The sequence below is a fragment of the Pseudomonas trutticola BRTCR10 genome (assembly GCF_056155105.1).
Genome location: NZ_CM149552.1, coordinates 4548914 through 4573756 on the forward strand (window position 1 = coordinate 4548914; position 24843 = coordinate 4573756).

At 59.1% G+C, this 24843-nt stretch carries 22 protein-coding genes; 13 read left to right on the top strand and 9 right to left on the bottom strand.

Annotation, left to right across the window (positions count from 1 at the left end):
* Positions 1-56 precede the first annotated feature (56 nt).
* Entirely contained in the window at positions 57-278 is a 222-nt protein-coding gene (locus ACVVH8_RS20580) for a YgdI/YgdR family lipoprotein (protein ID WP_007908660.1), read from the top strand.
* A gap of 77 nt (positions 279-355) precedes the next feature.
* Here the strand turns inward: ACVVH8_RS20580 and ACVVH8_RS20585 are convergent, their stop codons facing one another.
* The 3 genes from ACVVH8_RS20585 to ACVVH8_RS20595 form a co-directional block, all read right to left on the bottom strand.
* A complete protein-coding gene (locus ACVVH8_RS20585; RefSeq protein ID WP_213026191.1) occupies positions 356-1246 on the bottom strand; it encodes a pseudouridine synthase in 891 nt (296 codons plus the stop codon).
* 64 nt (positions 1247-1310) lie between these two features.
* On the bottom strand, positions 1311-1628 hold the full coding sequence (locus tag ACVVH8_RS20590; protein WP_095189592.1) for a transcriptional regulator: 318 nt from the start codon (positions 1626-1628) through the stop codon (positions 1311-1313).
* Positions 1629-1739: 111 nt separating this feature from the next.
* A complete protein-coding gene (locus ACVVH8_RS20595; protein ID WP_213026192.1) occupies positions 1740-1976 on the bottom strand; it encodes a glutaredoxin family protein in 237 nt (78 codons plus the stop codon).
* A gap of 208 nt (positions 1977-2184) precedes the next feature.
* Here ACVVH8_RS20595 and ACVVH8_RS20600 point away from each other — a divergent pair, with 208 nt between their 5' ends.
* Positions 2185-3897, top strand: coding sequence for a cation:proton antiporter (locus tag ACVVH8_RS20600; protein WP_475226013.1), 1713 nt, complete (start codon positions 2185-2187; stop codon positions 3895-3897).
* On the opposite strand, the gene ACVVH8_RS20605 is transcribed toward ACVVH8_RS20600, so the two are convergent.
* The gene (locus ACVVH8_RS20605; protein WP_475226016.1) at positions 3894-5102 is read right to left on the bottom strand and encodes an ammonium transporter; all 1209 of its coding nucleotides are present in this window, start codon (positions 5100-5102) and stop codon (positions 3894-3896) included. The genes ACVVH8_RS20600 and ACVVH8_RS20605 overlap by 4 nt on opposite strands.
* Before the next feature lie 305 nt (positions 5103-5407).
* Here ACVVH8_RS20605 and ACVVH8_RS20610 point away from each other — a divergent pair, with 305 nt between their 5' ends.
* The 8 genes from ACVVH8_RS20610 to ACVVH8_RS20645 all read left to right on the top strand — a co-directional run bounded on the left by ACVVH8_RS20610 (position 5408) and on the right by ACVVH8_RS20645 (position 16800).
* A complete protein-coding gene (locus ACVVH8_RS20610) occupies positions 5408-5722 on the top strand; it encodes an ElaB/YgaM/YqjD family protein (RefSeq protein ID WP_103304766.1) in 315 nt (104 codons plus the stop codon).
* Positions 5723-5724: 2 nt separating this feature from the next.
* Positions 5725-6111, top strand: coding sequence for a phage holin family protein (locus ACVVH8_RS20615; RefSeq protein ID WP_103304765.1), 387 nt, complete (start codon positions 5725-5727; stop codon positions 6109-6111).
* On the top strand, positions 6108-6446 hold the full coding sequence (locus ACVVH8_RS20620) for a hypothetical protein (RefSeq protein ID WP_103304764.1): 339 nt from the start codon (positions 6108-6110) through the stop codon (positions 6444-6446). Before ACVVH8_RS20615 ends, ACVVH8_RS20620 begins: the two co-directional genes overlap by 4 nt.
* Positions 6447-6570: 124 nt before the next feature.
* Positions 6571-7734, top strand: coding sequence for an EAL domain-containing protein (locus ACVVH8_RS20625; protein ID WP_475226019.1), 1164 nt, complete (start codon positions 6571-6573; stop codon positions 7732-7734).
* Between the two features lie 70 nt (positions 7735-7804).
* Positions 7805-9133, top strand: a complete 1329-nt coding sequence (locus ACVVH8_RS20630; RefSeq protein ID WP_103304762.1) for a deoxyguanosinetriphosphate triphosphohydrolase — start codon at positions 7805-7807, stop codon at positions 9131-9133.
* Positions 9134-9525: 392 nt separating this feature from the next.
* A complete protein-coding gene (locus ACVVH8_RS20635; RefSeq protein WP_103304761.1) occupies positions 9526-10152 on the top strand; it encodes a response regulator transcription factor in 627 nt (208 codons plus the stop codon).
* Between the two features lie 8 nt (positions 10153-10160).
* Positions 10161-13805 (top strand): transporter substrate-binding domain-containing protein, encoded by a 3645-nt coding sequence (locus ACVVH8_RS20640; protein ID WP_475226022.1) that lies wholly within the window; start codon positions 10161-10163, stop codon positions 13803-13805.
* Positions 13806-13854: 49 nt separating this feature from the next.
* On the top strand, positions 13855-16800 hold the full coding sequence (locus ACVVH8_RS20645) for an HD domain-containing phosphohydrolase (RefSeq protein WP_475226024.1): 2946 nt from the start codon (positions 13855-13857) through the stop codon (positions 16798-16800).
* On the opposite strand, the gene ACVVH8_RS20650 is transcribed toward ACVVH8_RS20645, so the two are convergent.
* Positions 16801-17283: a GAF domain-containing protein gene (locus ACVVH8_RS20650; protein WP_103304758.1), complete on the bottom strand. Its 483-nt coding sequence runs from the start codon at positions 17281-17283 to the stop codon at positions 16801-16803.
* Entirely contained in the window at positions 17280-18170 is an 891-nt protein-coding gene (locus ACVVH8_RS20655; RefSeq protein WP_103304757.1) for an ATP-binding protein, read from the bottom strand. The genes ACVVH8_RS20650 and ACVVH8_RS20655 overlap by 4 nt, the downstream gene beginning before the upstream one ends.
* Positions 18171-18336: 166 nt before the next feature.
* On the opposite strand from ACVVH8_RS20655, the gene ACVVH8_RS20660 reads away from it, so the two are divergent.
* Positions 18337-20658 (top strand): hybrid sensor histidine kinase/response regulator, encoded by a 2322-nt coding sequence (locus ACVVH8_RS20660; protein ID WP_213026199.1) that lies wholly within the window; start codon positions 18337-18339, stop codon positions 20656-20658.
* On the opposite strand, the gene ACVVH8_RS20665 is transcribed toward ACVVH8_RS20660, so the two are convergent.
* The 3 genes from ACVVH8_RS20665 to msrB all read right to left on the bottom strand — a co-directional run bounded on the left by ACVVH8_RS20665 (position 20642) and on the right by msrB (position 22082).
* Complete coding sequence (locus ACVVH8_RS20665) at positions 20642-21103, bottom strand: MarR family winged helix-turn-helix transcriptional regulator (protein WP_103304755.1); 462 nt, start codon at positions 21101-21103, stop codon at positions 20642-20644. The genes ACVVH8_RS20660 and ACVVH8_RS20665 overlap by 17 nt on opposite strands.
* Positions 21100-21585, bottom strand: coding sequence for a glutathione peroxidase (locus tag ACVVH8_RS20670; RefSeq protein ID WP_315445871.1), 486 nt, complete (start codon positions 21583-21585; stop codon positions 21100-21102). Before ACVVH8_RS20670 ends, ACVVH8_RS20665 begins: the two co-directional genes overlap by 4 nt.
* 101 nt (positions 21586-21686) lie before the next feature.
* On the bottom strand, positions 21687-22082 hold the full coding sequence (msrB, locus tag ACVVH8_RS20675; RefSeq protein ID WP_103304829.1) for a peptide-methionine (R)-S-oxide reductase MsrB: 396 nt from the start codon (positions 22080-22082) through the stop codon (positions 21687-21689).
* Positions 22083-22305: 223 nt separating this feature from the next.
* On the opposite strand from msrB, the gene ACVVH8_RS20680 reads away from it, so the two are divergent.
* Both ACVVH8_RS20680 and htpX read left to right on the top strand, forming a co-directional pair.
* Positions 22306-23517, top strand: a complete 1212-nt coding sequence (locus tag ACVVH8_RS20680; RefSeq protein ID WP_103304753.1) for a pyridoxal phosphate-dependent aminotransferase — start codon at positions 22306-22308, stop codon at positions 23515-23517.
* Positions 23518-23821: 304 nt separating this feature from the next.
* Positions 23822-24709 (top strand): protease HtpX, encoded by an 888-nt coding sequence (htpX, locus tag ACVVH8_RS20685; RefSeq protein WP_007908619.1) that lies wholly within the window; start codon positions 23822-23824, stop codon positions 24707-24709.
* Positions 24710-24843 lie beyond the last annotated feature (134 nt).

The window sequence follows — 24843 nt, forward strand, 5'->3', positions numbered from 1 at the left end:
CCTTGTATACGTCTCAAGCTCAGTAACCAAAAGAATTCCCATTCGGAGACACACTCATGACTCAACGGACCCTCGCCACTTTCATGCTCGCACTGGGCCTGGCTACCCTCGCTGGTTGCTCCTCGCCAACAGTGATCACCTTGAATGATGGTCGCGAAATCCAGGCCGTCGACACCCCGAAATACGATGACGATTCGGGCTTCTACGAGTTCAAACAGCTGGACGGCAAAGAAACTCGCATCAACAAGGATCAGGTTCGTACCGTTAAAGAGCTGTAAGCTCTGGGTCGACGCCAGATACAGAAAAGCCCGCATTAATGCGGGCTTTTTCATGGGCATTCCAAAAGGCTGCAATGTCACCACTGCAAGGTGATGCGGCTTTCGAATTCGCGCGCCTCGCCGGTGACCGGGTCGATAAAACGCAGTCCCTGTGCGAGCAGTTTCAGCGGATTGGCGTAATCATCCTCGACGTCTTTCAGCGCATCCGGATAAAACGGATCGTTGCAGATACTCGCCCCCAACGCAGTCATATGGACACGCAGTTGATGCTTCTTGCCGGTCACCGGATAGAGGCCATAGCGCCAGAGATCGCCGTTCTTCTCTCGAACCTCCACGGCCGTTTCGGTATTGCTGACACCCGGGCCTTCCTGCATGCGGAAAAACGGCTCGCCATCGACCAGACGACTCTTGTGGACCAAAGGGAATTCCAGCCCAGGCAATGCCGGGGCAATCGCTTCATAGCGCTTGTCGATCTGCCGCGTCGGAAACAGCGACTGATAGGCGGAACGGGTTTGCGGATTGGCCGAGAAAATCACCAGCCCCGCCGTATGCCGGTCAATTCGGTGCAGGGGCACCAGATGGGGATTGTCGAGGCGACGGATAAGTCTGCGCAGCAAGGTCTGCTCGACATATTCGCCGGCCGGCGTCACCGGCAGGAAATGCGGTTTGTCCGCCACCACCAGATGCTCATCGGCATAGAGGATCGACTCGACCACCGGAATCGGTTTTTCATCCGGCACTTCACGAAAATAGTGAATCCGCAGGCCTTCCTTGTAGGCCAGGTCCAGCGCAATCGGCTGCCCCTGACCATCCAGCACCCGGCCCCGAGCGATTCGGTCCAGCCATTGTTCGCGGCCAATGGCACTGAAATGCTCGCACAGGCAGTCGAGTACGGTCAGCCAAGGCCCCGGCGGCAGATAAAGCGTACTGGCCTGACTCTGTGCAGCAGAAAATGTTGATATGGACATACGGAAATTCGAACCCTCAAGGCAGGCCGGCATTATCCAACACTGCCGAGAACGAACCTAGTCTTCAGGCAGGAATCGATTTGAGCGCCGCCGCTTCAGTGAATTCCTTGAGCCAGCGCAAGACGTCGACAGCCTCCCAGCGGCCCGGGTCATACAAGGCGTAAAGCAGCCCCTGATAACCGACCACATCCAGTTGCCGGTGATAGCCGGCGCGCTGAAACAAGGCTTCGATCTCGGCAAAGCAGGTGTTGAAATGCAGTTTGTTGAATGGCGTCTTGCCTTCCGTGACCAGCCCGTCCAGGCGCAATTCGAGAACGGCCTCGCGCACCACGTCAACCGACATCCGGTTCACGCTGTTCTTCAACTGTTCGACATTGACCACGGTTCATCCCTCTGACCCAATTACTGTATGAACATACAGTAACCGAATAAACCGCAAAGTGCCAAGGGATGGATTGGCAGTGGCGACCAGCGGAATGAGGCAGAAATCGCATCAACCAAGAAATGCCACAACCTGATCGGCACTGAACGGCCAACCCAGTTCCGCCCCGGTATCGACTCGGCGCAGGACTGGAATCCGCAGGCTGTAAGCCTCGTACCAGGACTCGTCATCAGCGATATCCACCAGCTCGACGAGCAAGCCGCGCTCGACGAACTCCATCAGCATGGCTTCCGCGACTTCACACAGATGACACCCCAAAGTACCGAACAACTGACATTCAGGCAGCATGATTGCTCGACCAAAAAAATAGTGCGCCTATTCTAGGCCGCCGCAGAAAACCCGTCGAGCCAGCGCCGCCAAAAGGCTGCAGCGCATTTGTGGCGTCTCACTCGCAAAACCCTGACGCAAATCAGTCCGGTCAAATACCAATTACGCGATGCTCCCCGACTTTTTGCCTCTACGCTTGAGAAGCCAGAGCCTGACATCGGAGTGTCTAGTGTTTGCCAACCTGTTGATCATCCTCGCCTCGTCCCTTGTGGTGATTGCCCTGTTCCGTCGCCTGCGACTGCCACCGGTATTGGGTTACCTGTGCGTGGGATTGCTGGTCGGGCCAAGTGCATTCGATTGGGTCAACGAGAGCGAACATCTGCCCGATGTGGCTGAACTGGGCGTGGTGTTCCTGCTGTTTTCGCTGGGTCTGGAGTTTTCCCTGTCGAAAATGATTGCGCTGCGCCAGGTGGTGTTTCGCCTGGGCAGTCAGCAGGTACTGATCACAGCGGTGCTGTTGGGTCTGCTGTTGATGCTGCTGGGGATGCCGATGACGCCCGCTCTTTTGCTCGGTGCCGGACTGTCGTTGTCGTCCACGGCGATCGTCACCAAAGAGTTGGGCAGCCTCGGTGAGGTGTTCAGCAGCCACGGCCAGAATGCCGTCGGCGTTTTGCTGTTCCAGGACGTGGTTGCGGTACTGCTGCTGACCCTGGTGCCGGTGTTCGCCGGAAGCAGTGATCAGGCCTGGTACTGGGCACTGCCACTGACCCTGGCGAAAACCGTGGTGCTGTTTGTCGGGCTGCTGCTCGCCAGTCGCTGGCTGTTGCCTCGGCTGTTCCATGAAGTCGCCGCCTCGCGCTCGGCAGAACTGTTTGTGCTATTGGCGCTGGTGATTGTGCTGCTGACCGCATGGCTCACCCACCTGCTCGGCTTGTCCCCTGCACTGGGCGCATTTCTCGCTGGGATGCTGCTTGGCGAAAGCCATTACCGGCATCAGATCGAAGCCGATATCCGGCCCTTCCGCGACATTCTGCTCGGGGTGTTTTTTGTCAGCATTGGCATGCTGATCGACCTGCAATTGTTCGTCAGTCACAGCCTCTTGATCCTCGGCCTCACCCTCGGTCTGATGGTGATAAAGGGCATCATGGTGGCGCTGCTGGTGAAGTGGCGCGGCAGTGACAGTGAAACGGCATGGCGCAGCGGTCTGGCCTTGGCTCAGGGTGGCGAATTCTGTTTTGCGCTGATGGCGCAGATGCAGCAAAACAATCTGATGCCTGCCGAGTTGGGCGCTCTGTTGCTCGCGGCGACATTCTGCTCGATGCTGCTGACACCGCTATTACTGCGCGCGGCGCCACGCATTGCTTTGGCCCTGCACCGCAAGCCCAATCAGGAAGCACAGATCGAGGAGATCAGCGCGCTGAACGCCGACCTCGACAAGCATGTGGTGATTTGCGGATACGGGCGCGTCGGTCAATCCATCGGGCGCTTCATGCGTAACGCGAAGCAGCCTTATATCGCCCTGGACAACGACCCGGTGCGAGTTCAGGAAGCGGCCGCCGGGGAAAGTGACGTGCATTACGGCGACTCTTCACGCGCCGATCTGCTCACCGCCGTCGGCCTCTTGCGCGCACGTTTGCTGGTGATCGCCGTGGACCAGAGCGACATCGCCTTGCGCATCCTCAAGGAAGCCCGCCGCCTCAATGCGCATGTGCCGATCCTGGTGCGCACCCGCGACGACAGCCAATGGGCCGAACTGAAAGCCGCCGGCGCCACCGAAGTGGTACCGGAGCTGTTGGAATCGAGTCTGATGCTCGCCTCGCACGCGCTGATCATGCTCGGTCTGCCGGCGCATCAAGTGCAGGAGAAAGTCGATCAGGTGCGCATCGATCGCTATCGTCTGCTGCACGGTTTTTATCCGGGGGCCGACGATGAGGAAACCTAATCCTGACTCACGGCGCCGATCTTGTGCAGCGAAAGGTCAGCGCCGTAATACTCTTGTTCCTGACTCAGGCGCAGCCCATGCAGCGCCTTGATCACACCGTAAACCACAAAGCCACCGATCAGCGCTACCGCGACGCCGAGCGCGGTGCCGATCAACTGGCTGATCAGGCTGACGCCGCCGAGGCCGCCAAGTGCGGTCTTGCCGAAAATACCGCAGGCGATCCCGCCCCACACACCGCACAAGCCGTGCAACGGCCACACACCCAATACATCATCGATGCGCCATTTGACCTGCGCCGCGGTGAAGCACCAGACAAACAGCGCACCGGCGATGCTCCCGGTCACCAGAGCGCCGACAGGATGCATCAGATCGGAACCGGCGCAGATCGCCACCAGACCGGCCAAGGGGCCGTTATGCAGAAACCCCGGGTCGTTGCGCCCGACGATCAACGCCGCCACCGTGCCGCCAACCATCGCCATCAACGAGTTGACCGCTACCAGGCCGCTGACACCTTGCAAGGTCTGCGCGCTCATGACGTTGAAGCCAAACCAGCCGACAATCAGAATCCACGAACCCAGCGCCAGAAAAGGAATACTCGACGGCGCGAAGGCCACCAACCGGCCATCGCGATAACGCCCGTTACGCGGGCCGAGCAACAACACCGCCGCCAGCGCCAGCCAGCCGCCCATGGCGTGTACCACTACGGAACCGGCGAAGTCATGGAACGCCGCCCCGAACTGCGCCGTCAGCCAGGCTTGCAGGCCGAAGTTGCCGTTCCAGATGATCCCTTCGAAAAACGGATAGATGAATGCCACGATCAATGCCGTCGCGCACAACTGCGGAACGAAACGCGCACGTTCGGCAATGCCGCCGGAAATGATCGCCGGGATCGCTGCGGCAAAAGTCAGCAGGAAGAAAAACTTCACCAGACCATAGCCATGATCGGCGCTCAGGACGGCAGCCGGCTGCATGAAGGTCACGCCGTAGGAGATCCAGTAGCCTATAAAGAAATAGGCCAGGGTCGAGACGGCAAAATCGCTGAGGATTTTCGACAACGCGTTGACCTGATTTTTCTGCCGAACCGTGCCGACTTCGAGGAAGGCGAAGCCGGCGTGCATCGCCAGCACCATCACCGCGCCGATCAAGATGAACAACGTATTGGAGCTGTGAACCAGAGTCTCCACAGCGCTTTGCAGATTTTCCATAAAGAGGCAGACCTGAAAGGTAAAAAAGCACCAAAGCAGTTCATGCGGGCATTTCATGCACCAAGATGCGACCAAGCAGTCACGGATCCGCAGGTCCGATGAACCGCTTTGGCGCACAAGGTCGATGTCCTGACACGAACCGGGATTATTTGAGTTAAGGTTTTGCGGCTTGCACGCCCGGCAACAGCGCACGACTACCGGGCAACGCACCACGACATAGCAAAAGCTGTACCAGTCATTTGTACTGAACCTTCGCACAAGGCTCATACTCGAACGCTTCAGACGCCACTTACGGAGATCCAAACATGGCCAGCATCAAGGCAAAGACTGCTCAAGACATTCTGATGAACGATTTCCAGACACTGGTTGCCGACACCGAACGGTTGCTCGAACACACCGCCACTCTGGCCGGTGATCAGGCGGATGAGCTGCGTGAGCAGATCCACGAAAGCCTGTTGCGGGCACGGGAAACCCTGAAGCTGACCGAAGAAACCGTACGCGAACGCGGTCAGGCTGCGGTCACCGCCACCGAAGATTACGTATCGGCCAACCCTTGGCAGTCCGTCGGCATCGCGGCCGGTGTCGGCTTCCTGATTGGCCTGCTGGCTACTCGGCGCTGATCATGTCGATCGGTGAATCCGGCCCGACTGCGGGCACCGCATCCTCCACGCGGCGTCTGGGCGCCGCCGTTCTTGGCTTGTTGCACAGCCATGTCGAGTTGTTCGGCATCGAGTTGCAGGAGCAGAAAGCACGCACTGTCAGCCTGTTGCTGTTTGCGGGTCTGGCGCTGGTGTTTGCCCTGCTGTTGCTGGTCGGTTTGTCGACCTTGGTACTGATCGTGTTCTGGGACACCTATCGCCTGCCCGCGATCATCGGCCTGTGCGTGTTCTATACCCTGGCGGCGGCCTTCTGCGGCTTGCGTTTGAAGGCTGCGGTTTTCGATGAATCCTCGCCCTTCCATGGCACTCTGGAAGAATTGGCCAATGATCGGGAGCGCCTGCTGCCATGAGCCTGCCTGAACTTCCACACAACAGCTCACGCCGGGAAATGCGCAAGGCGCTGATTCGTCTGCGCATGGAAATGCATCGGCAGGAAATTCGTCATGAAGCCGGGCAAGTGCTGCAACCCCTGCAGCGCATGCGCGGCATGACGCAAAACCTGCAAGGTGGTTTCGGCATCAAACACGCCCCGTTGTGGGGAGTGGCCGCTGTCACGCTGCTAGGTTTTATCACCGGTAAGGGCGCGAAAAGTGGCGGTGTCGGTGGCCTGACGCGGTTGGTTCGTCTCGGCACCAGCCTCGGGCCGCTGATCAGATTGGTCATGCAGAGTTCGGGCAAGCGCTGACCTGACGCATCTGGCTACATTCTTGCAATGACGGCGGGATGAACCTCTTTATCCAGAGGTTCAATCCCGTGCGCCTACCCGGTCGACGGGGTTCAGTCAGAACAAGAACGACTAAGGAGGCCCCGTGATCGACGGGCAACCGCTCGCCTGCTTTCAACCTTTTATAGATACCGCCACCGGACGCATTGCTGGCGTCGAAGCGTTGGGCCGCCTGCGCCAGGCCGATGGGCAACTGACGTCAGTCGGGCCGCTGTTTGCCGACCCGCGCACGCCGGCCATCGCTTTGCGTCGCCTCGACCGGCAGATTCGTGACAACGCCCTCGGCCGTTTGCACGAAGCCCCGGCGGACTGGTTTCTCAGTTTGAACATGTCGCCGCGCTGGATCAGCCGCCTGCGTTCCGACCAAGCCCTGCCCAGCCTCAAGCAGATGGCGCGGCACGGCGTCGATCCACAACGCATCGTGTTTGAAATCACTGAACTGGGCGGCAACAGCCAACGCCTGGCCGAAGTGGTGGCGCGGTATCGCGAGGCTGGTGCGCGAATCGCCATTGATGATTTTGGTGCCGGTTATTCGCAACTGGATCGCGTGCTGGCGCTGCAACCGGACATCCTCAAACTCGACATGCGCCTGTTTCAGGCCGCAGCCCTCGGCGGACCGAGCAGCGACGTGGTCAAGGCCCTGGCGCAGATGGCCGAGAAGACCGGCTGCTGGATCATTGCCGAAGGGGTCGAGACCGAGGCCCAACTGAATTTCGCGCTGGAGTGCGGGTCGCGTTATGTGCAGGGTTTTCTGTTCGCCCGGGCACAAGAGGCGTTTTACCCCACTGACGCGTTCGTGCACCGCTTCGCCGAACTGCGCCAACGCTATGTCCGGCAGAAACTGGCAGAACGCGGGCGTTTGATGCAAATGCGCCAGCAACTCGGCGAGTTGATGACGATCCTGCAAAGTTGGGCCCAAGCCCGTGCGCCGCTCAGCGCATTGCCACAACTGGAGGCCTTCCCATGGCTGCTGCGGTTTTATCAGTGCGACCGCCACGGTACGCAACTGACGCCTAACCTGGAATGGCGCCATAACGGCTGGATCGCCGATGACCGCTATCTGGGGCACAACTGGTCATGGCGGCCGTACTTCTACCATTTGCTCGCCGAAGGCTGGGAAGAGCGTCGCCTGACCCTCTCAAACACCTACCGCGATGCCACCAGCAACCAGTATTGCCTGACGGCCGGGCAGTTCTTCGACAATGGCGAACGGCTGCTGCTGATCGACATTGATGCAGCGGGATTGTAGTTCCGCTTGCAGGTGCAAGGCCGAACCCGGAAGCTAGGGCAATTCAGCCATCAGACGGAGAGAATCAGCCTTGGATTGGCATACCCTGCTCAACCGCGAACGCCTCGGAAAGCCGCTGCACAGCCCGCAAGAACTCGGCCGCAGCCCTTTTCACAAAGATCACGACCGCATCATCTTCTCCGGCGCTTTCCGTCGCCTGGGACGCAAGACACAAGTCCACCCGGTGACCAGCAACGATCACATCCACACGCGTCTGACCCATTCGCTGGAAGTCAGTTGTGTCGGCCGTTCACTGGGCATGCGCGTTGGTGAAACCCTGCGCGGCGCCCTGCCGGAATGGTGCGACCCCAGCGATCTGGGCATGGTCGTGCAATCGGCATGTCTGGCTCACGACATCGGCAACCCACCATTCGGCCATTCCGGTGAAGACGCCATTCGCCACTGGTTTCAACAGGCCGCCGGGCGCGGCTGGCTGGACGGCATGAGCGAAGCCGAGCGCGGTGACTTCCTCAATTTCGAAGGCAATGCCCAGGGTTTTCGGGTGCTCACTCAGCTTGAGTATCATCAGTTCGACGGCGGTACCCGCCTGACCTACGCCACCCTCGGCACTTATCTGAAATACCCGTGGACCGCCCGTCACGCCGACTCTCTCGGCTACAAGAAACACAAGTTCGGCTGCTATCAGAGCGAACTGCCATTGCTTGAGCAGATCGCTCACAAACTGGGTCTGCCACAACTGGAAGACCAGCGCTGGGCGCGTCACCCGTTGGTGTACCTGATGGAGGCTGCCGACGATATCTGCTATGCGCTGATCGACCTCGAAGATGGTCTCGAGATGGAGTTGCTGGAGTACGCCGAAGTCGAATCGCTGCTGCTCGGGCTGGTCGGCGATGACTTGCCGGAAACCTATCGTCAACTGGGTCCGCAGGATTCGCGGCGGCGCAAACTGGCGATCCTGCGCGGCAAGGCCATTGAGCATCTGACCAATGCGGCGGCGCGAGCCTTCGTCGAGCAACAGGACGCACTGCTCGCTGGCACCTTGCAGGGGGATCTGGTCGAGCATATGCATGGCCCGGCCAAACGCTGCGTGCTGAACGCCAAAGACATCGCCCGCAAGAAAATCTTTCAGGACAAACGCAAAACCCTGCACGAAATCGGCGCCTACACGACGCTGGAGATTCTGCTCAATTCGTTCTGCGGTGCTGCGCTGGAACAACACAACGGGCGCACCCCATCGTTCAAGAGCCGTCGTATCCTCGATTTGCTTGGCAACAACGCACCGGATCCACAGGGTTCATTGCACACGTCCTTTTTGCGCATGATCGATTTCATTGCCGGCATGACCGACAGTTACGCCAGCGACATGGCGCTGGAAATGACCGGTCGCTCCAGTCACTGATCACACAATATTCAACTGGCCGGCAAGATCGGCCAGTTGACTACATTACAATCACTTGCAACGTCCGATATTAGAGTCGCCGCTCGCGTTTTCAGCGATTTGATGACGCAATGTAACTACATGATACAAACAACCAACTTTTCAGCAGCCACAAGCTTTAAACACCTACAAAAAAGTCTGTCATAGCCAGCATTTGCAAAACATTCAAAGCAAACTATAAACCGCTGCAAATCCCGCACTTCCTTACGTCGAACCTAGTTTGACCGTAGTCCCTTTCCTCATTAATTGTAGGATTAATCCGATAGCACGACTGAAGCGATGTCAGTTCATGCGAGTGCTCATTCATCTGAGCTAAGGTGCGCGCTTTATTCGTGCTTGTATGGGATTTGATTATGAACTCCGTTTTTATTGTCGACGATCACCCGGTCATCCGTCTCGCCGTTCGCATGCTGCTCGAACATGAAGGTTATAAGGTCGTCGGTGAAACCGATAATGGGGTCGATGCCATGCAGATGGTGCGCGAGTGCATGCCAGACCTGATCATTCTCGATATCAGCATCCCCAAACTCGACGGCCTGGAAGTGTTGGCTCGCTTCAACGCAATGAGTTCGCCATTGAAAACCCTGGTGCTGACGGCCCAATGCCCGACCTTGTTCGGTATTCGCTGCATGCAATCCGGCGCTTCCGGTTATGTCTGCAAGCAGGAAGACTTGAGCGAGTTGGTCAGTGCGATAAAAGCGGTACTTTCCGGTTACAACTATTTCCCAAGTCAGGCATTGAATCCGGTTCGCAGTGACGACATTCGTTATACGGAGCTGGAGCTCTTCAAGTCCGTCAATGATCGCGAATTGATGGTTTTGCAATTGTTTGCCCAGGGTCGTACCAACAAGGAAATCGCCAAGGGCATGTTTCTCAGCAATAAAACCGTCAGCACCTATAAAAAACGCCTGATGCAAAAACTCAAAGCCAAATCCCTTGTAGAACTTATCGAGATGGCCAAACGCAACGCACTCGTGTGAGACCCCGCATGCCCAGTCGTTTAAAGGACTATTTAATGACATTGATCGCCGGCCTGTGCCTGAGCGCCAATGTGTTCGCCATGCCGGTTGCTTCACCGGGCTATGCCTTGCTCAGCCGATCGGCGAGCGAGTCAGTGCCCGTCGCGTTCGAACAGTCTCAACGACAGTGGCTGCAAACCCGTAGTGAGCTGATATTGGGCACTTCCGCGCCGGACTATCCCCCCTTCGACATGACCGTCAGCGGACACGATTATGAGGGCCTGACCGCCGACTATGTCGGCCTGCTCAGTCAAAGCACCGGTTTGCCGATCCGGGTCAAACGCTTTCCCTCGCGCGATGCCGCGATTCGCGCACTGGTCGACGGTCAGGTTGACCTTCTCGGTACGGCGAACGGCTATGAAGCGAATAACGCCAACCTCGCGCTTTCCGCACCCTACGCCAATGATCAGCCCGTGCTCGTCACCCGCGAAGACGATACCCGCTCCCTGACGAATGGGCTCGCTGGATTGCGCTTGAGCATGGTGTATCACTACCTGCCCTTGCACGAGGTCAAGGCGCTGTATCCCAAAGCGCTCATTACTTGCTACCCCTCCTACCAGAATGCAATCAACGCCGTCGCGTTCGATCAGGCCGATGTGTTTCTCGGCGACACCATTTCCACCCACTACATGATCAACAAGGGCTACCTGAACAACGTGCGCATGGCCAATTTCGGCAAGCAGGACGCTCACGGATTCAGTTTCGCCATACGTCGCAACAACCCGCAGTTGCTCGACATCGTCGACACCGTGCTCAAAGCCGTGCCACGCAGCGAACGCGAGAACATTGCCAAACGCTGGAGCGCTGGCAGCGATCTGCTGCTGACCGATCAAAAGCTGCAACTGACCGAACGTGAAGAAACCTGGCTCAAAAAGCACCCCGTGGTGAAAGTGGTCGTGAACGAGGCTTATGCGCCGCTGACGTTCTTCGACAGTGGCGGCAATTTTCGCGGGATCAGCGCCGATCTGCTTGAACTGATCCGCCTGCGCACCGGCCTGCGTTTCGAGATCCATCGCAGTCGAAACGACGCCGAAATGATCAGACAGATAGACAGCCATCAGGCCGATCTCATCGCTGCTTTGCTACCCACTGCCGAGCGGGAGAAAACCCTCGATTTCAGTCGACCCTATCTGGAAAACTCTTATGTCCTGCTGACGCGCAAGAGCGCCGACAGCCCGACAAACCTGGGTCAGCTCAAAGGCAAACAACTGGCAATCGCCCAAGGCAACCCGATGGTCGAATACCTGCGACGCGAGTTTCCACGGATCCAGTTGATCGAAACAGCAGACACCTTCAGCGCTGTCTCGCTCCTTGCCGAAGGTCATGTCGACGGCGCGGTGAATTCACTGGTGATCGCCAACTACTTCATTTCTTCGCGGATCTTCGAGCGAGCGCTCCAGATCACTACCACCATTGGCACCGGTCAGGCTGCTTTTTCTCTGGTCACCGCACGGGACAACACCGACCTGGGTTCGATCATCAACAAAGCGTTACTGAGCATTTCCCCGGAAGAACTGGGCGTGATCAATGGCCGCTGGCGCGGTTACTCCACCGCTTCGCAAAACATCTGGCGCAATTACCAGCGCCAGTTCTATCAAGTGATTATCGGCGCCTGCCTGCTCCTGCTGCTCTTGCTGGCCTGGAATGCCTACATGCGACACCAGATCAAGCAACGCAAGGCCGCCGAACGGGCCTTGAACGACCAGTTCGAATTCATGCGCTCGCTGGTCAACGGAACGCCGCATCCGATTTACGTCCGCGACCGCCAGGGTCTGCTGCAAAGCTGCAACGACAGCTACCTCGAAGCGTTCAATGCCAAGCGTGAGGACGTTATCGGCAAAAGCGTCATTCAAGGCACCTTGAGCAACGCCTTCGAAGCTCACGCCTTCCACGCCGATTATCAGCGAGTGGTTGCCGAAGGCACGCCGCTGCTGCTCGACCGACCGCTGCACATCGGCAACCGGCGCCTGACGATCTATCACTGGATACTTCCCTATCGCGATTCCAGCGGCGATGTGCAAGGCATCATCGGTGGCTGGATCGACATCAGCGAACGCCGTCAGCTGTTCGAAGAGTTACGCACCGCCAAGGAGCAGGCCGACGAGGCCAATCGCGCGAAAAGCACGTTCCTGGCCACCATGAGCCACGAAATCCGCACTCCGATGAATGCCGTGATCGGCATGCTCGAACTGACTCTGAGACGCATGGATCAACAGCATCCGGATCGCTCCTCGATCGACACCGCCTACCATTCGGCCAAGGATCTGCTCGGGCTGATCGGCGATATTCTCGACATCGCACGGATCGAGTCCGGTCGCCTGAGCCTGTGCCCGGAACGAGTCAATCTGGTCGACACGGTGACGTCCGTCGCGAGGATCTTCGACGGCCTCGCCCGGCAGAAGAATCTCGCCCTGCAAGTCATCTTCAATCCGCCGGATATGGCGGTCGATGTTCATCTTGATCCGTTGCGCTTCAAGCAAGTGCTGTCGAACCTGGTGAGCAATGCCATCAAATTCACCGAACAAGGCCACATCAGGATTACCGTGGATCTCATGACCACCGACATGACTGAGCGCGCGCTGATGCAACTGAGCGTTCAGGACAGCGGTATCGGGATCGCCGCAGAGGATCAGCAGCGCTTGTTCGAACCCTTCGCCCAAGCGGAAAACAGCCATCAGCAGGCCCGCAGCGGCGCAGGGCTGGGGCTGGTCATCAGTCGCAACCTGTGCGAAATGATGGGAGGTCAGTTGCAGTTGAGCAGCCAGCCCGGCATAGGCACGCAAGTCTGTGTTTCGCTGCCGCTGGAAACCTTGCCTGCACAAGCCAGCACAGCCAAGGACGAGCCCTCGATAAAGACCTCCCAGACGCCCCTGCGCGTGCTGGTGGTGGACGACCATCCGGCCAACCGGTTGTTGATGTGCCAACAACTGGAGTTCCTCGGCCATCACTTCAGCATCGCCGAAAACGGCCGCAGCGGGCTGAAACTGTGGCAGGAAGGTGGCTTCGATCTGGTGATTGTCGACTGCAACATGCCGTTGATGAATGGCTATGAACTGACTCGCGCCATTCGCCAGCAGGAGCTGCAGAACCGCTGCCCACCCTGCATCGTGCTGGGCTTCACGGCCAACGCCCAACCCGAGGAAATCCAGCGTTGCAAACAGGCCGGCATGAACGATTGCCTGTTCAAACCCTTGAGCCTGAGTCTGCTTAGCCAGTGGGTCGATGGCATCACCCCGGCGTCTCGCCCCCCCGTTTTCAACCTGCAAAGCCTGAACATGTTGACCGGCGGCAGTCCTGCGCAGGCCAAACGACTGTTGGTTGAACTGCTCAAAAGCAGCCGTCTCGATCGCCAGGAACTGCTGGGACTGTCGCCACAGCAGGATCGCGGCGCGTTGGCGGTGGTCGCCCACAAGATCAAGGGGGCGGCGCGCATCGCCCAGGCAGTGCGCGTGATCGAATGTTGCGAGGCCCTTGAACAAGCCTGTGCACAGGCAATGGACACCGATGAGATCAATCGCCGTTGCGAGGCGAGCAACCGGGCGATGGTCGAACTGGAGCAAGCCTTGCAGCAACAATTGGCATCGTCTGATCGAGGCGCAATGAGCTTGCCTTAACTATGCTTTGGCGCTGAGCAGTGAGTTAAACCATCATGGAGAACCGGAAATGCCCAGCCCACTGCGCCCGGAACAACGCCGGTTCCCGCTGCACGCGCACATCAGTGTCATGTTCACCTTTCTCCTGCTGCTCACGGGCGTGGTGCTGGGACTGTTCAATTACCGCCAGACAACGCAGATCATCCTGTCGAGCAGCGAGAAGCTGTTCGACAGGATCGAACAGGACGTGCGCCTGGACATGTCCGCGACCTATCAACCGATCCGGCACTTGCTCAGCCTGCTGGCAGACAACCCCGCGACCCAGGCTGAGCGCCTCGAACAACGCTTGCCGTTGCTCAGGCCGTTCAGCCAGTCGCTCACGGACAACCCGAACCTCGCCTCGTTGTACCTGGGGTATGCCAATGGCGATTTCTTCATGGTCCGCCCATTGCGCAGCACCGCCCTGAAGACGCTGCTCAAAGCTCCGGACGCAGCGGCGTATCAGGTCTGGAGCATCGAGCATGGCCCGCAAGGCAACCTGCGCTCGCAATCGCTGTTCTTCGATCAGGCACTGACGCTGATCAGCCGCCAGGACAATCCCGAGGAACCCTACGATCCGCGCAGCCGCGCCTGGTTCGTCAATGCCCGTCAGCACAGCGAACAGATCACCACCGAACCCTACGTGTTTTTCTCCACCCACAATGTCGGTACGACCCTGGCCCGGCGCAGTGGCGAGAATGCGGTGATCGGCGCCGACCTGACACTGGCCACCCTGTCTGCCACCTTGAGCAAACATGTGGTGACGCCGTCCACCGAAATCGCCCTGTTCGATGCCGACGGCAATGCCGTGGCCTACCCCGACAGTCGCCGTCTGATCGTCGATGACAGCACCGCGCATCTGGCCAAAGCGGCCGACTTGAGCCCGAGTCTGCACGCGCTGCTGTCCGGTGCACGCACGGGCAATCGCCTTGAAGCGGCTGGCCGCCAGTGGATTGTGGCCCGCAGCAGCATTGCCGAAGGCGGTCCGAAAGGCCTGCAATTGGCGTTGCTGGTGCCGGAGGACGAACTGCTGGTCGACGCCTATCGCATGCGCTGGCAGGGCGCGCTGATCACCTTGGCCACCTTACTGCTGTGCCTGCCATTGGGCTGGGTGATCTCGCGGATTCTGGTCAAGCCGTTGCACGCATTGGTCAAGGAAGCCGACGCAATCCGCAGTTTCGACTTCAATTTCCCGCTGACCCGACGCTCGCCGGTGCTGGAAGTCGACCAATTGAGCGTGTCGATGGCGCGCATGAAAGACACGCTGGCGAGTTTCTTCCGCATCACTGACACCCTCGGCGCCGAAACCCGATTCGCCCCGCTGCTGCAACGGGTGCTGTTCGAAACGGTGCAGATTGCCCAGGCACAGGCCGGACTGATTTATCTGCGAGAAAACGACGGTACGCGCATGGAACCTTACGGTCTGGTGATCGATGGCATACCGCATGCACCGGAGGCGTTCGAGATCCAGGGTCACGATCTGCAAAACAGCAAAGGCCCGGTGTGGTTCGAGCAGTTGGTCGGCAGCAACAATGTAGTCAGCAACTTTGGCGTTGATCAGGCCGGTGACCTGCAGAAAGTCTTGTTCGCGATGGCCTCACCCCGCGTACATCTGATCGGCATTCGCCTGCACAACCGCCATGACCAAACCATCGGCCTGCTGATCCTGCTGGTCAACGACAGCGGCACCGCGGCCGATCTGGAAAAACTGCGACCCGACCGCATCGCTTTCCTGCAAGCAGTGTCCGGCGCCGCCGCAGTCAGCATCGAGAGCCAGCGCCTGCAAGCCCGGCAGAAGCAACTGCTCGATGCTTTCATTCAGTTGCTCGCCGGCGCCATCGACGCCAAGAGCCCGTATACCGGCGGGCATTGCCAGCGCGTGCCGGAACTGACCCTGATGCTCGCCCAGGCAGCTGCGGCGAGTCAGGCGCCCGCCTTCAGTGCCTATCAGCCCACCGAAGACGAGTGGGAGGCCCTCCACATTGCCGCGTGGTTGCATGATTGCGGCAAGGTCACGACGCCGGAGTATGTGGTCGACAAGGCGACCAAACTGGAAACCATCAACGACCGCATCCACGAGATCCGCACGCGTTTCGAAGTGCTCAAGCGCGATGCCTGGATCAGTTACTGGCAGGCACTGGCTCTGGGTGGAGACGAACTGTCAATTGCCGCATTGCGCGATGCGACCCTGACGGCACTGGACGAGGACTTTGCCTTTGTTGCCCGTTGCAACCTGGGCAGTGAAGCGATGGCCGAGGCCGATCTGCAACGACTGAATGATCTGTCCCAGCGCACCTGGATGCGCACCCTGGATGACCGCCAGGGCGTGTCGTGGGAAGAAAACCGGCGTCAGGCGCTAACACCCGCGCCGACCTTGCCAGTCAGCGAAAAGCTGCTCGCAGACAAGCCCGAACATCTGCTTGAACGTGACAAAAACGAGTTGATCCCGGAAGACAATCCGTGGGGGTTCAAGCTGGACGTGCCGCGTTACAAATATAATCGCGGTGAGTTGTACAACCTGAGCATCACCCGCGGCACGCTGACCCGCGAAGAGCGCTACATCATCAATCACCATATGGTGCAGACGATCATGATGCTCAGCCACCTGCCCTTCCCCGGCCACCTCGACAGCATTGCCGAGATCGCCGGTGGTCATCATGAAAAAATGGACGGCACCGGTTACCCGAAACGCCTCAAGCGCGAAGAAATGAGCCTGCCGGCGCGGATGATGGCGATTGCCGATATTTTCGAGGCACTGACCGCGGCCGATCGCCCGTACAAGAAAGCCAAGACATTGAGCGAAGCGTTGGGGATCATGGCGACCATGTGCCGCGAGGCGCACATCGACGCGCAGCTGTTCGGACTGTTCATCAGCGATGGCGTGTACATGCAGTACGCCGTGCGTTTTCTCGATCCCCGGCAGATCGATGCCGTGGACCCGGCCAGCCTGCTGCACAAGGCTGGCCTTGCCGCGTGATCAGCAATCGGTCAGACGCAGGAAAATCGCCGCAAGTTGCTCGATACCGGCCTGATCATCCGCGCCGAAACGGGCGAGCTTCGGGCTGTCGAGATCGAGCACGCCGATCAGACGCCCCTCTTTGACCAACGGCACCACCAGTTCACTGTTCGAGGCACTGTCGCAGGCGATATGACCGGGAAACGCATGCACGTCTTCAACCCGCTGCGTCTGCAGGCTGGCCGCGGCAGCGCCACAGACACCGCGACCGAACGGAATGCGCACACAAGCGATCTGGCCCTGGAACGGGCCGAGCACCAGCTCTTCGTTGCGATTGAGGTAAAAACCGGCCCAGTTCAGATCATCGAGCTGGTTGAACAGGAATGCCGAAAACTGCGCGGCGTTGGCGATGAAATCGCGCTCGTCCGCCAACAGCGATTCCAGTTGTGCGGCCAACATGCCATAGCCTTCGAGGCCCTGGCCGCTTTGTTGCAAATCAATCATGCCTTGTGCTCCAACAATTTCAGTCCCACCCAGTAACGGGCGAATTGATACGCGCAACGTCCGTTGCGATTACCGCGGCCGGTGGCCCAACGTACGGCGAGGATATCCAGTGCTTCGTCACGCTGCCAGCTCAGGCCGGCCTTGGCGGCCAGCTGGCCGATCCAGTGCTCGACGACATTCAGGAAGTGCTCTTGAGTAAACGGGTAAAACGACAACCACAGACCAAAGCGGTCCGACAACGCGATCTTGTCTTCCACCGCTTCGCTGGGATGCAGTTCGCCATCGACGCGCTTCCAGTTCTCGTTGTCGCTTTCCTTCTCCGGCACCAGATGGCGACGGTTGGAAGTGGCGTACAGCAAAACGTTGTCCGGTGCCTGCTCCAGCGAGCCGTCGAGCACGCTTTTGAGCACACGGTAATCGCCTTCCCCGGATTCGAACGACAGGTCGTCGCAGAACAACACAAAACGTTGCGGCAGTTTGGCGATCTGCTCGACCACTCGCGGCAAGTCGGCCAGGTGATCGCGCTCGATCTCGATCAGCCGCAGGCCTGCGCCGGCATGTTCCGCGAGCAATGCGCGTACCAGCGAGGATTTGCCGGTACCGCGCGAACCCCAGAGCAACGCGTGGTTCGCCGGCATGCCATCGAGAAACTGCTGGGTATTGCGGCCCAGTTGCTCCAGTTGCCGATCAACGCCGATCAGGTCGGACAGGCGCATGTCGAGGCTGACTTCCAGTGGCAGCAGGTACCCGCTGCGGCCGTCACGCTGCCAACGCGCGGCCAGGCAAGTGCCCCAGTCGATCACCGGGCGCGGTGCCGGCAACAGCGGTTCGATCCGCGCCAGAACCGACTCGGCGCGTTCAAGAAAAGCATTCAATCGGGAATCCACGTCTTCTCCTCGGGCACGTTCACAGTAATGATGACGATCCAGCGACGACACGCAGATCAAAATTCTCGCCCCGCGCCTTGTTACAAGGCGATTCGGGAACCTCGGTATCGATACATGATCGACTATGCTTGAGCAGCGAAGGGAAACGGAAGTGGTTCAACACCCCATGGATATCAAATTCACCCACCGGCTGTCGTACAAGCAAGCCAGGCTTACTGTGCTGGTCGGGTTCATTCTGGGCACGCTGCTCAGCCTGCTGCAAATCGGCATCGATTATGCCAGTGAAGACGCCTCCATCAACCGTGAAATCCTGTCTTTGCTGGAAATCAGCCATAACCCGGCATCACGCATCGCCTACAACATCGATGCCGAACTGGCTCAAGAACTCACGTTGGGCCTGTTACGTTCCCCGGCCATCATTTCTGCGCAACTGACCGACAACAACAATACCGTGCTGGCCAGCGTCAAACGTCCCGAGCTGCAAAGCGGCTATCGGCTGATCAGCGACTTCCTGTTCGGCGCCAAGCGCCAATTCGAAGATCGCCTGTATCTGGATCATCTGCCCAATGAATCGCTGGGAGTCCTGAGCCTTGAGGTTGACACCTATGCGTTCGGCAGCCGCTTTCTGCGTCGCGCCGAAGTCACCCTGCTCAACGGTTTCGCCCGCAGCCTGATCCTCACCGGCATCCTGTTGGCGCTGTTCTACGTGATGTTGACCAAACCGCTGGTGCGGGTGATCCGCGAACTCAGCGGGCGTGATCCGCGCAGCGCCGAACCGACCACGCTGGAATGCCCGAGCGGCCACGGCAATGATGAAATCGGCGTACTGGTCAAAGTCGCCAATCAGCAATTCGAGAACATCGCCACCGAGATCCAGCAGCGACGCAATGCCGAAAACCGTCTGACCGACTACCTCGGCCAACTGGAAAACATCGTTTCGGCGCGAACCGCCGAACTCAAGGCGATCAACGCCCGGCTCAGCCAATCCAATCAGGAACTCGAAGTCGCCCGCAGCACCGCGCTGGAAATGGCTGAAGCACGCTCGGCATTTCTCGCCAACATGAGTCACGAGATCCGTACACCGCTCAACGGTCTGCTGGGGATGATCGCGCTGTCGCTCGACGGGCCACTGAATGCCGAACAGCAGCAACAACTGTCGATCGCCCACGACTCAGGCAAGGTGCTGGTGGAGTTGCTCAACGACATTCTCGACCTGTCGAAATTCGACGCAGGGCAACTGGAGCTTGAGCACATTCCCTTCGATCTCGGCTCATTGATCGAAGACACCGCCAACCTGCTGTCGCAGAACGCGGCGCCCAGCGTCGAGTTGACCTGCCTGATCGATCCGCACTTTCCGGCGCTGGTGCTGGGCGATCCGACCCGGGTTCGGCAGATCGTCAGCAATCTGCTGTCCAACGCCCTGAAATTCACCCGTTTCGGCCGGGTGGATGTGCGCTTGTCGACCTACAAGGATGGCGTACGAATCGAGGTCTGCGACACCGGTATCGGCATCGCGCAGGAAGCCCAGGTGAAAATCTTCCAGCCGTTCACCCAGGCGGGTGCCGGCATCACCCGCCAGTACGGCGGCACCGGGCTGGGACTGGCGCTGACTTACAACCTTTGCGAAGCGATGCAGGGGCGCCTGACCATCAGCTCCGAGACCGGCTTCGGCAGCCAGTTCTGCGCCGAACTGCCACTGCCCTGCCATACCCGCGCTCTGCCGCCGACGCAGCTGCACGGCAAAGTTCTCGCCATTACCGCAGCCAGCAGCGGTCTGGCGGAGTTGCTCCGCAGTCTGCTGCCGGTCTGGGGACTTGAATACGAACAACGCACGATCGACGACTCGCTGTTGGGGCTGACGCCAGATGTGCTGATTACCGATTGTCCGGAGTGCCTGTTCGGGCTGCGTCCAACCCTCACCGCGCCCATCTTGCTGGTAACTGCCTATGGCAGTTTTCTGCCCAGCGAAGAAGCGGCGGCGCTCGCCCCTCTGCAGCAACAGGCGCGACCGTTGGCGCGTAATGCGCTCTACCAGAATCTGCGACGGACCCTGCATCCCGAGGTCGCCACCATCAACGATACGCAGTTGGAAACGACGCCATTGGTACGCCGCGGAAAAGTGCTGCTGGTCGAGGACAACCCGGTCAATCAACTGGTGGCCAAAGGCATGCTCGGTAAACTCGGCTGTGATGTCGTCGTCGCCGCCCATGGCGCCGAAGCGCTGGATCAACTGGAGTATCACGCCTTCGATCTGGTGCTGATGGACTGCAATATGCCGGTGATGGACGGCTACGAAGCGAGCCGGCAAATCCGCCAGAGCGGACGCTGGCCAAACCTGCCGATCGTTGCCCTGACCGCCAACGCCATGTCCGAAGAACGCGAGCGCTGCCGGGCGGCGGGCATGAGCGACTATCTGGCCAAGCCGTTCCGCCGTGAAGAATTGGCGGCCCTGCTGGATCAGTGGATTGCGCCTACGACAGCGCCTTGATCTGCCCGAGCAGTTGATCGAGACCGTCGCGCAAGGCATTGAGCTGGTCCAGGTCCACCCCGCTGTCGCAAAGCAATCGCGCCTTGAGCGGCCCGACCTGTTCGCGAAGTGCCAGCCCGGCAGGTGTCAGACTCAGATGCACTTCACGCTCATCACGCGCCGAACGCTGACGCTGAACCAGTTGCAACTGCTCCAGGCGCTTGAGCAACGGCGTCAGCGTGCCGGAGTCCAGCGCCAGACGCTCACCCAAGGCCTTGACCGTCGGCTGCTCCGGCGCACTGTCCTGCCACTCCCACAACACCAGCATGGCCAGGTATTGCGGGTACGTCAGGCCGAGCTGATCGAGCATCGGCTTGTAGCCACGAATCACCGCCCGCGAAGCGGCGTACAACTTGAAGCACAACTGACTGTCGAGCTTCAGCGAATCAACCGACAGTTTATTCATTTGAGCAGAGCTTCGATCTCGCGGCTCAGATCCTGCGGCTTGGTAGCAGGGGCAAAGCGCTTGACCAACTGGCCATCCTTGCCGATCAGGAACTTGGTGAAGTTCCACTTGATGCCTTGCGAGCCGAGCACGCCCGGAGCACGTTTTTTCAGTTGTACGAACAGCGGATGGGCGCCTGCACCGTTGACTTCGATCTTCTTGAACAGCGGGAAGCTGACGCCGTAGTTCAGCTCACAGAACTCGCTGATCGCGCCCTCGTTGCCCGGCTCCTGTTTGCCGAACTGGTTGCACGGGAAACCCAGCACCACCAGGCCCTGATCCTTGTAGGTCTGCCACAACTCTTCCAGACCTTTGTATTGCGGAGTGAAACCGCACTTGCTGGCGGTGTTGACCACCAGCACCGCTTTGCCAGCGTAATCGGCGAGGGTCTTTTGCTCGCCCTTGATATTGGTGACAGGGATATTCAGCAGGTTGTCGCTCATGGGTCGGCTCCGCGGGTTATCGGGAAAGGCCAAACATAGCGAGCAATTAAATTGTGCGCAATTTAATTATCCGAAAGGCGACCCGCAGGTCGCCCACTCAATTACTCGCGTGGTTCGAGATTCAGGCACACCGAATTGATGCAATAGCGCAAACCGGTCGGCGCCGGGCCGTCCGGGAACACGTGCCCCAAGTGTGCATCGCAGCGGGCGCATTTCACTTCGGTACGGATCATGCCGTGGCTGGTGTCGCGGATCTCGGTCATGGCACTTTCACCGATCGGCGCGTAGAAGCTCGGCCAGCCGCAGCCGGAATCGAATTTGGTCTTGGAATCGAACAGCGCTTCGTTGCAGCAGACACAGTGATAGACACCATCGGTCTTGGTGTCGTTGTATTTGCCGGAGAACGGTCGCTCGGTGGCGCTCAGACGGCACACGTTGTACTGCTCGGGGTCGAGCATGGCTTTCCATTCTTCCAGGGTTTTTTGCAACTTTTCCATCATCACACCTCAGCGGCTGAAAAAGCCCGATCTGTACCTTTTCCACGGATCGGGCGGCACGTATGATTGCGCCTCGTCACGCGCCAGTCTGGCAGCCAGACCGGGCGCATTCAAACGGATTCTCGGCGCCAAGGCGCAAGACTTCGCCTGTGTGAAGACGCAGGAATCCCAGTACGGTTGTCCATCCGCCGCCTGGATCGTTCATTTTCGGGATCACATCGCCATGCAGTTCAGCAAATCGAACAAGCTCGCCAACGTCTGCTACGACATTCGCGGCCCGGTGCTCAAGCACGCCAAACGTCTGGAGGAGGAAGGTCAGCGCATCCTCAAGCTGAACATCGGCAACCCCGCGCCGTTTGGTTTCGAAGCGCCGGACGAAATCCTTCAGGATGTGATCCGCAACCTGCCGACCGCGCAAGGCTACAGCGACTCCAAAGGCCTGTTCAGCGCGCGTAAGGCGGTGATGCAGTACTACCAGCAAAAAAATGTTGAAGGTGTCGGCATCGAAGACATCTACCTGGGTAACGGCGTGTCCGAGCTGATCGTGATGTCGTTGCAGGCCCTGCTCAACAACGGCGACGAAGTGCTGGTGCCGGCCCCGGATTATCCGCTATGGACCGCTGCCGTGAGTCTGGCCGGTGGTAACGCCGTGCATTACCTGTGCGACGAAGGCGCCGACTGGTTCCCGGACCTGGCCGACATCAAGGCCAAGATCACTCCGAACACCAAGGCGATGGTGATCATCAACCCGAACAACCCGACCGGCGCGGTGTATTCGAAGGAAGTGTTGCTGGGCATGCTGGAACTGGCCCGTCAGCACAATCTGGTGGTGTTCTCCGACGAGATCTACGACAAGATTCTGTATGACGACGCCGTACACATCTGCACCGCTTCGCTGGCCCCGGACCTGCTCTGCCTGACCTTCAACGGTCTGTCGAAGTCCTATCGCGTGGCCGGTTTCCGCTCCGGCTGGATCGCGATTTCCGGGCCGAAACACAATGCCCAGAGCTACATCGAAGGCATCGACATGCTCGCCAACATGCGCCTGTGTGCCAACGTGCCGAGCCAGCATGCGATCCAGACCGCGCTTGGCGGTTATCAGAGCATCAACGATCTGGTGTTGCCGCAGGGCCGCCTGCTGGAACAGCGCAATCGCACCTGGGAGCTGCTCAACGACATTCCGGGCGTGAGCTGCGTCAAGCCGATGGGCGCGCTGTATGCATTCCCGAAGATCGACCCGAAGGTCTGCCCGATCCACAACGACGAGAAATTCGTCCTCGACCTGCTGCTCTCCGAGAAATTGCTGGTGGTGCAGGGCACCGCGTTCAACTGGCCGTGGCCAGACCACTTCCGCGTCGTCACCCTGCCCCGCGTCGATGATCTGGAAATGGCTATCGGTCGTATCGGCAACTTCCTCAAGTCCTACCGCCAGTAACTGCCCATCAGTGCGCAACGGCCCGAACGTTGCGCACTGTCTGATTCAGCAACACTTCTGCGTTCCCCGCCTCCGCGCGCCTTCTACACTTGCGATTCGTACCCGTCACTTGCGTCTGACGCAATGGCGACGGGTCGCGGCTGTCCGTCGTCCGTGTCGGAGTCTGTCGTGGGAAATGGGTCGTGCGCCGAGGAAACCGCTGTAGGACACAGTTTGAAATAGTCACTCGGTTGAATAGCCCGGTGCAGCACCTTATATACCCCGCAGTACGCTACATCTTTAGCTTGAGGAGATTTCTACAACCATGATGCGCATCCTGCTGTTTTTGGCCACTAACCTGGCGGTCGTGCTGATAGCCAGCATCACCCTGAGCCTGTTCGGCTTCAACGGGTTCATGGCGGCCAACGGGGTTGATCTCGACCTCAGTCAGCTGCTGGTTTTCTGTGCGGTCTTTGGTTTCGCCGGCTCGCTGTTCTCGCTGTTCATCTCCAAGTGGATGGCGAAGATGAGCACCGGCACCCAGATCATCAGCCAGCCACGTACCCGGCATGAGCAATGGCTGCTGCAAACTGTCGAGCAACTGTCCCGCGAAGCCGGGATCAAGATGCCCGAAGTCGGTATATTCCCGGCCTACGAAGCAAATGCCTTCGCCACCGGCTGGAACAAGAACGACGCACTGGTCGCGGTCAGCCAGGGCCTGCTCGAACGCTTTTCGCCAGACGAAGTGAAAGCCGTGCTGGCCCACGAAATCGGTCACGTGGCCAACGGTGACATGGTCACTCTGGCGCTGATCCAGGGCGTGGTGAACACCTTCGTGATGTTCTTTGCGCGGATCATCGGCAACTTCGTCGACAAGGTGATCTTCAAGAACGAAGAAGGTCAGGGCATCGCCTATTACGTGGCAACCATTTTCGCTGAACTGGTCTTGGGCATCCTGGCCAGCGCGATCGTCATGTGGTTCTCGCGCAAACGCGAATTCCGCGCCGACGAAGCCGGTGCTCGCCTGGCCGGTACCAGCGCAATGATTGGCGCTCTGCAGCGTCTGCGCGCCGAACAGGGCCTGCCGGTACACATGCCGGACACCCTGAATGCGTTTGGCATCAACGGTGGCATCAAACAGGGCTTCGCCCGCATGTTCATGAGCCACCCACCGCTGGAAGAGCGTATTGACGCCTTGCGTCGTCGCGGTTGATTCAACCGATGAAACAATGAAAAAGGCCCGCAGTGATGCGGGCCTTTTTTGTTGGCTTGATTAACGGGATGTTCCTGATGGCCCCATCGCTGGTTAGCCAGCTCCCACAGGGTCCAGGAGGTTTTCAGTATTTC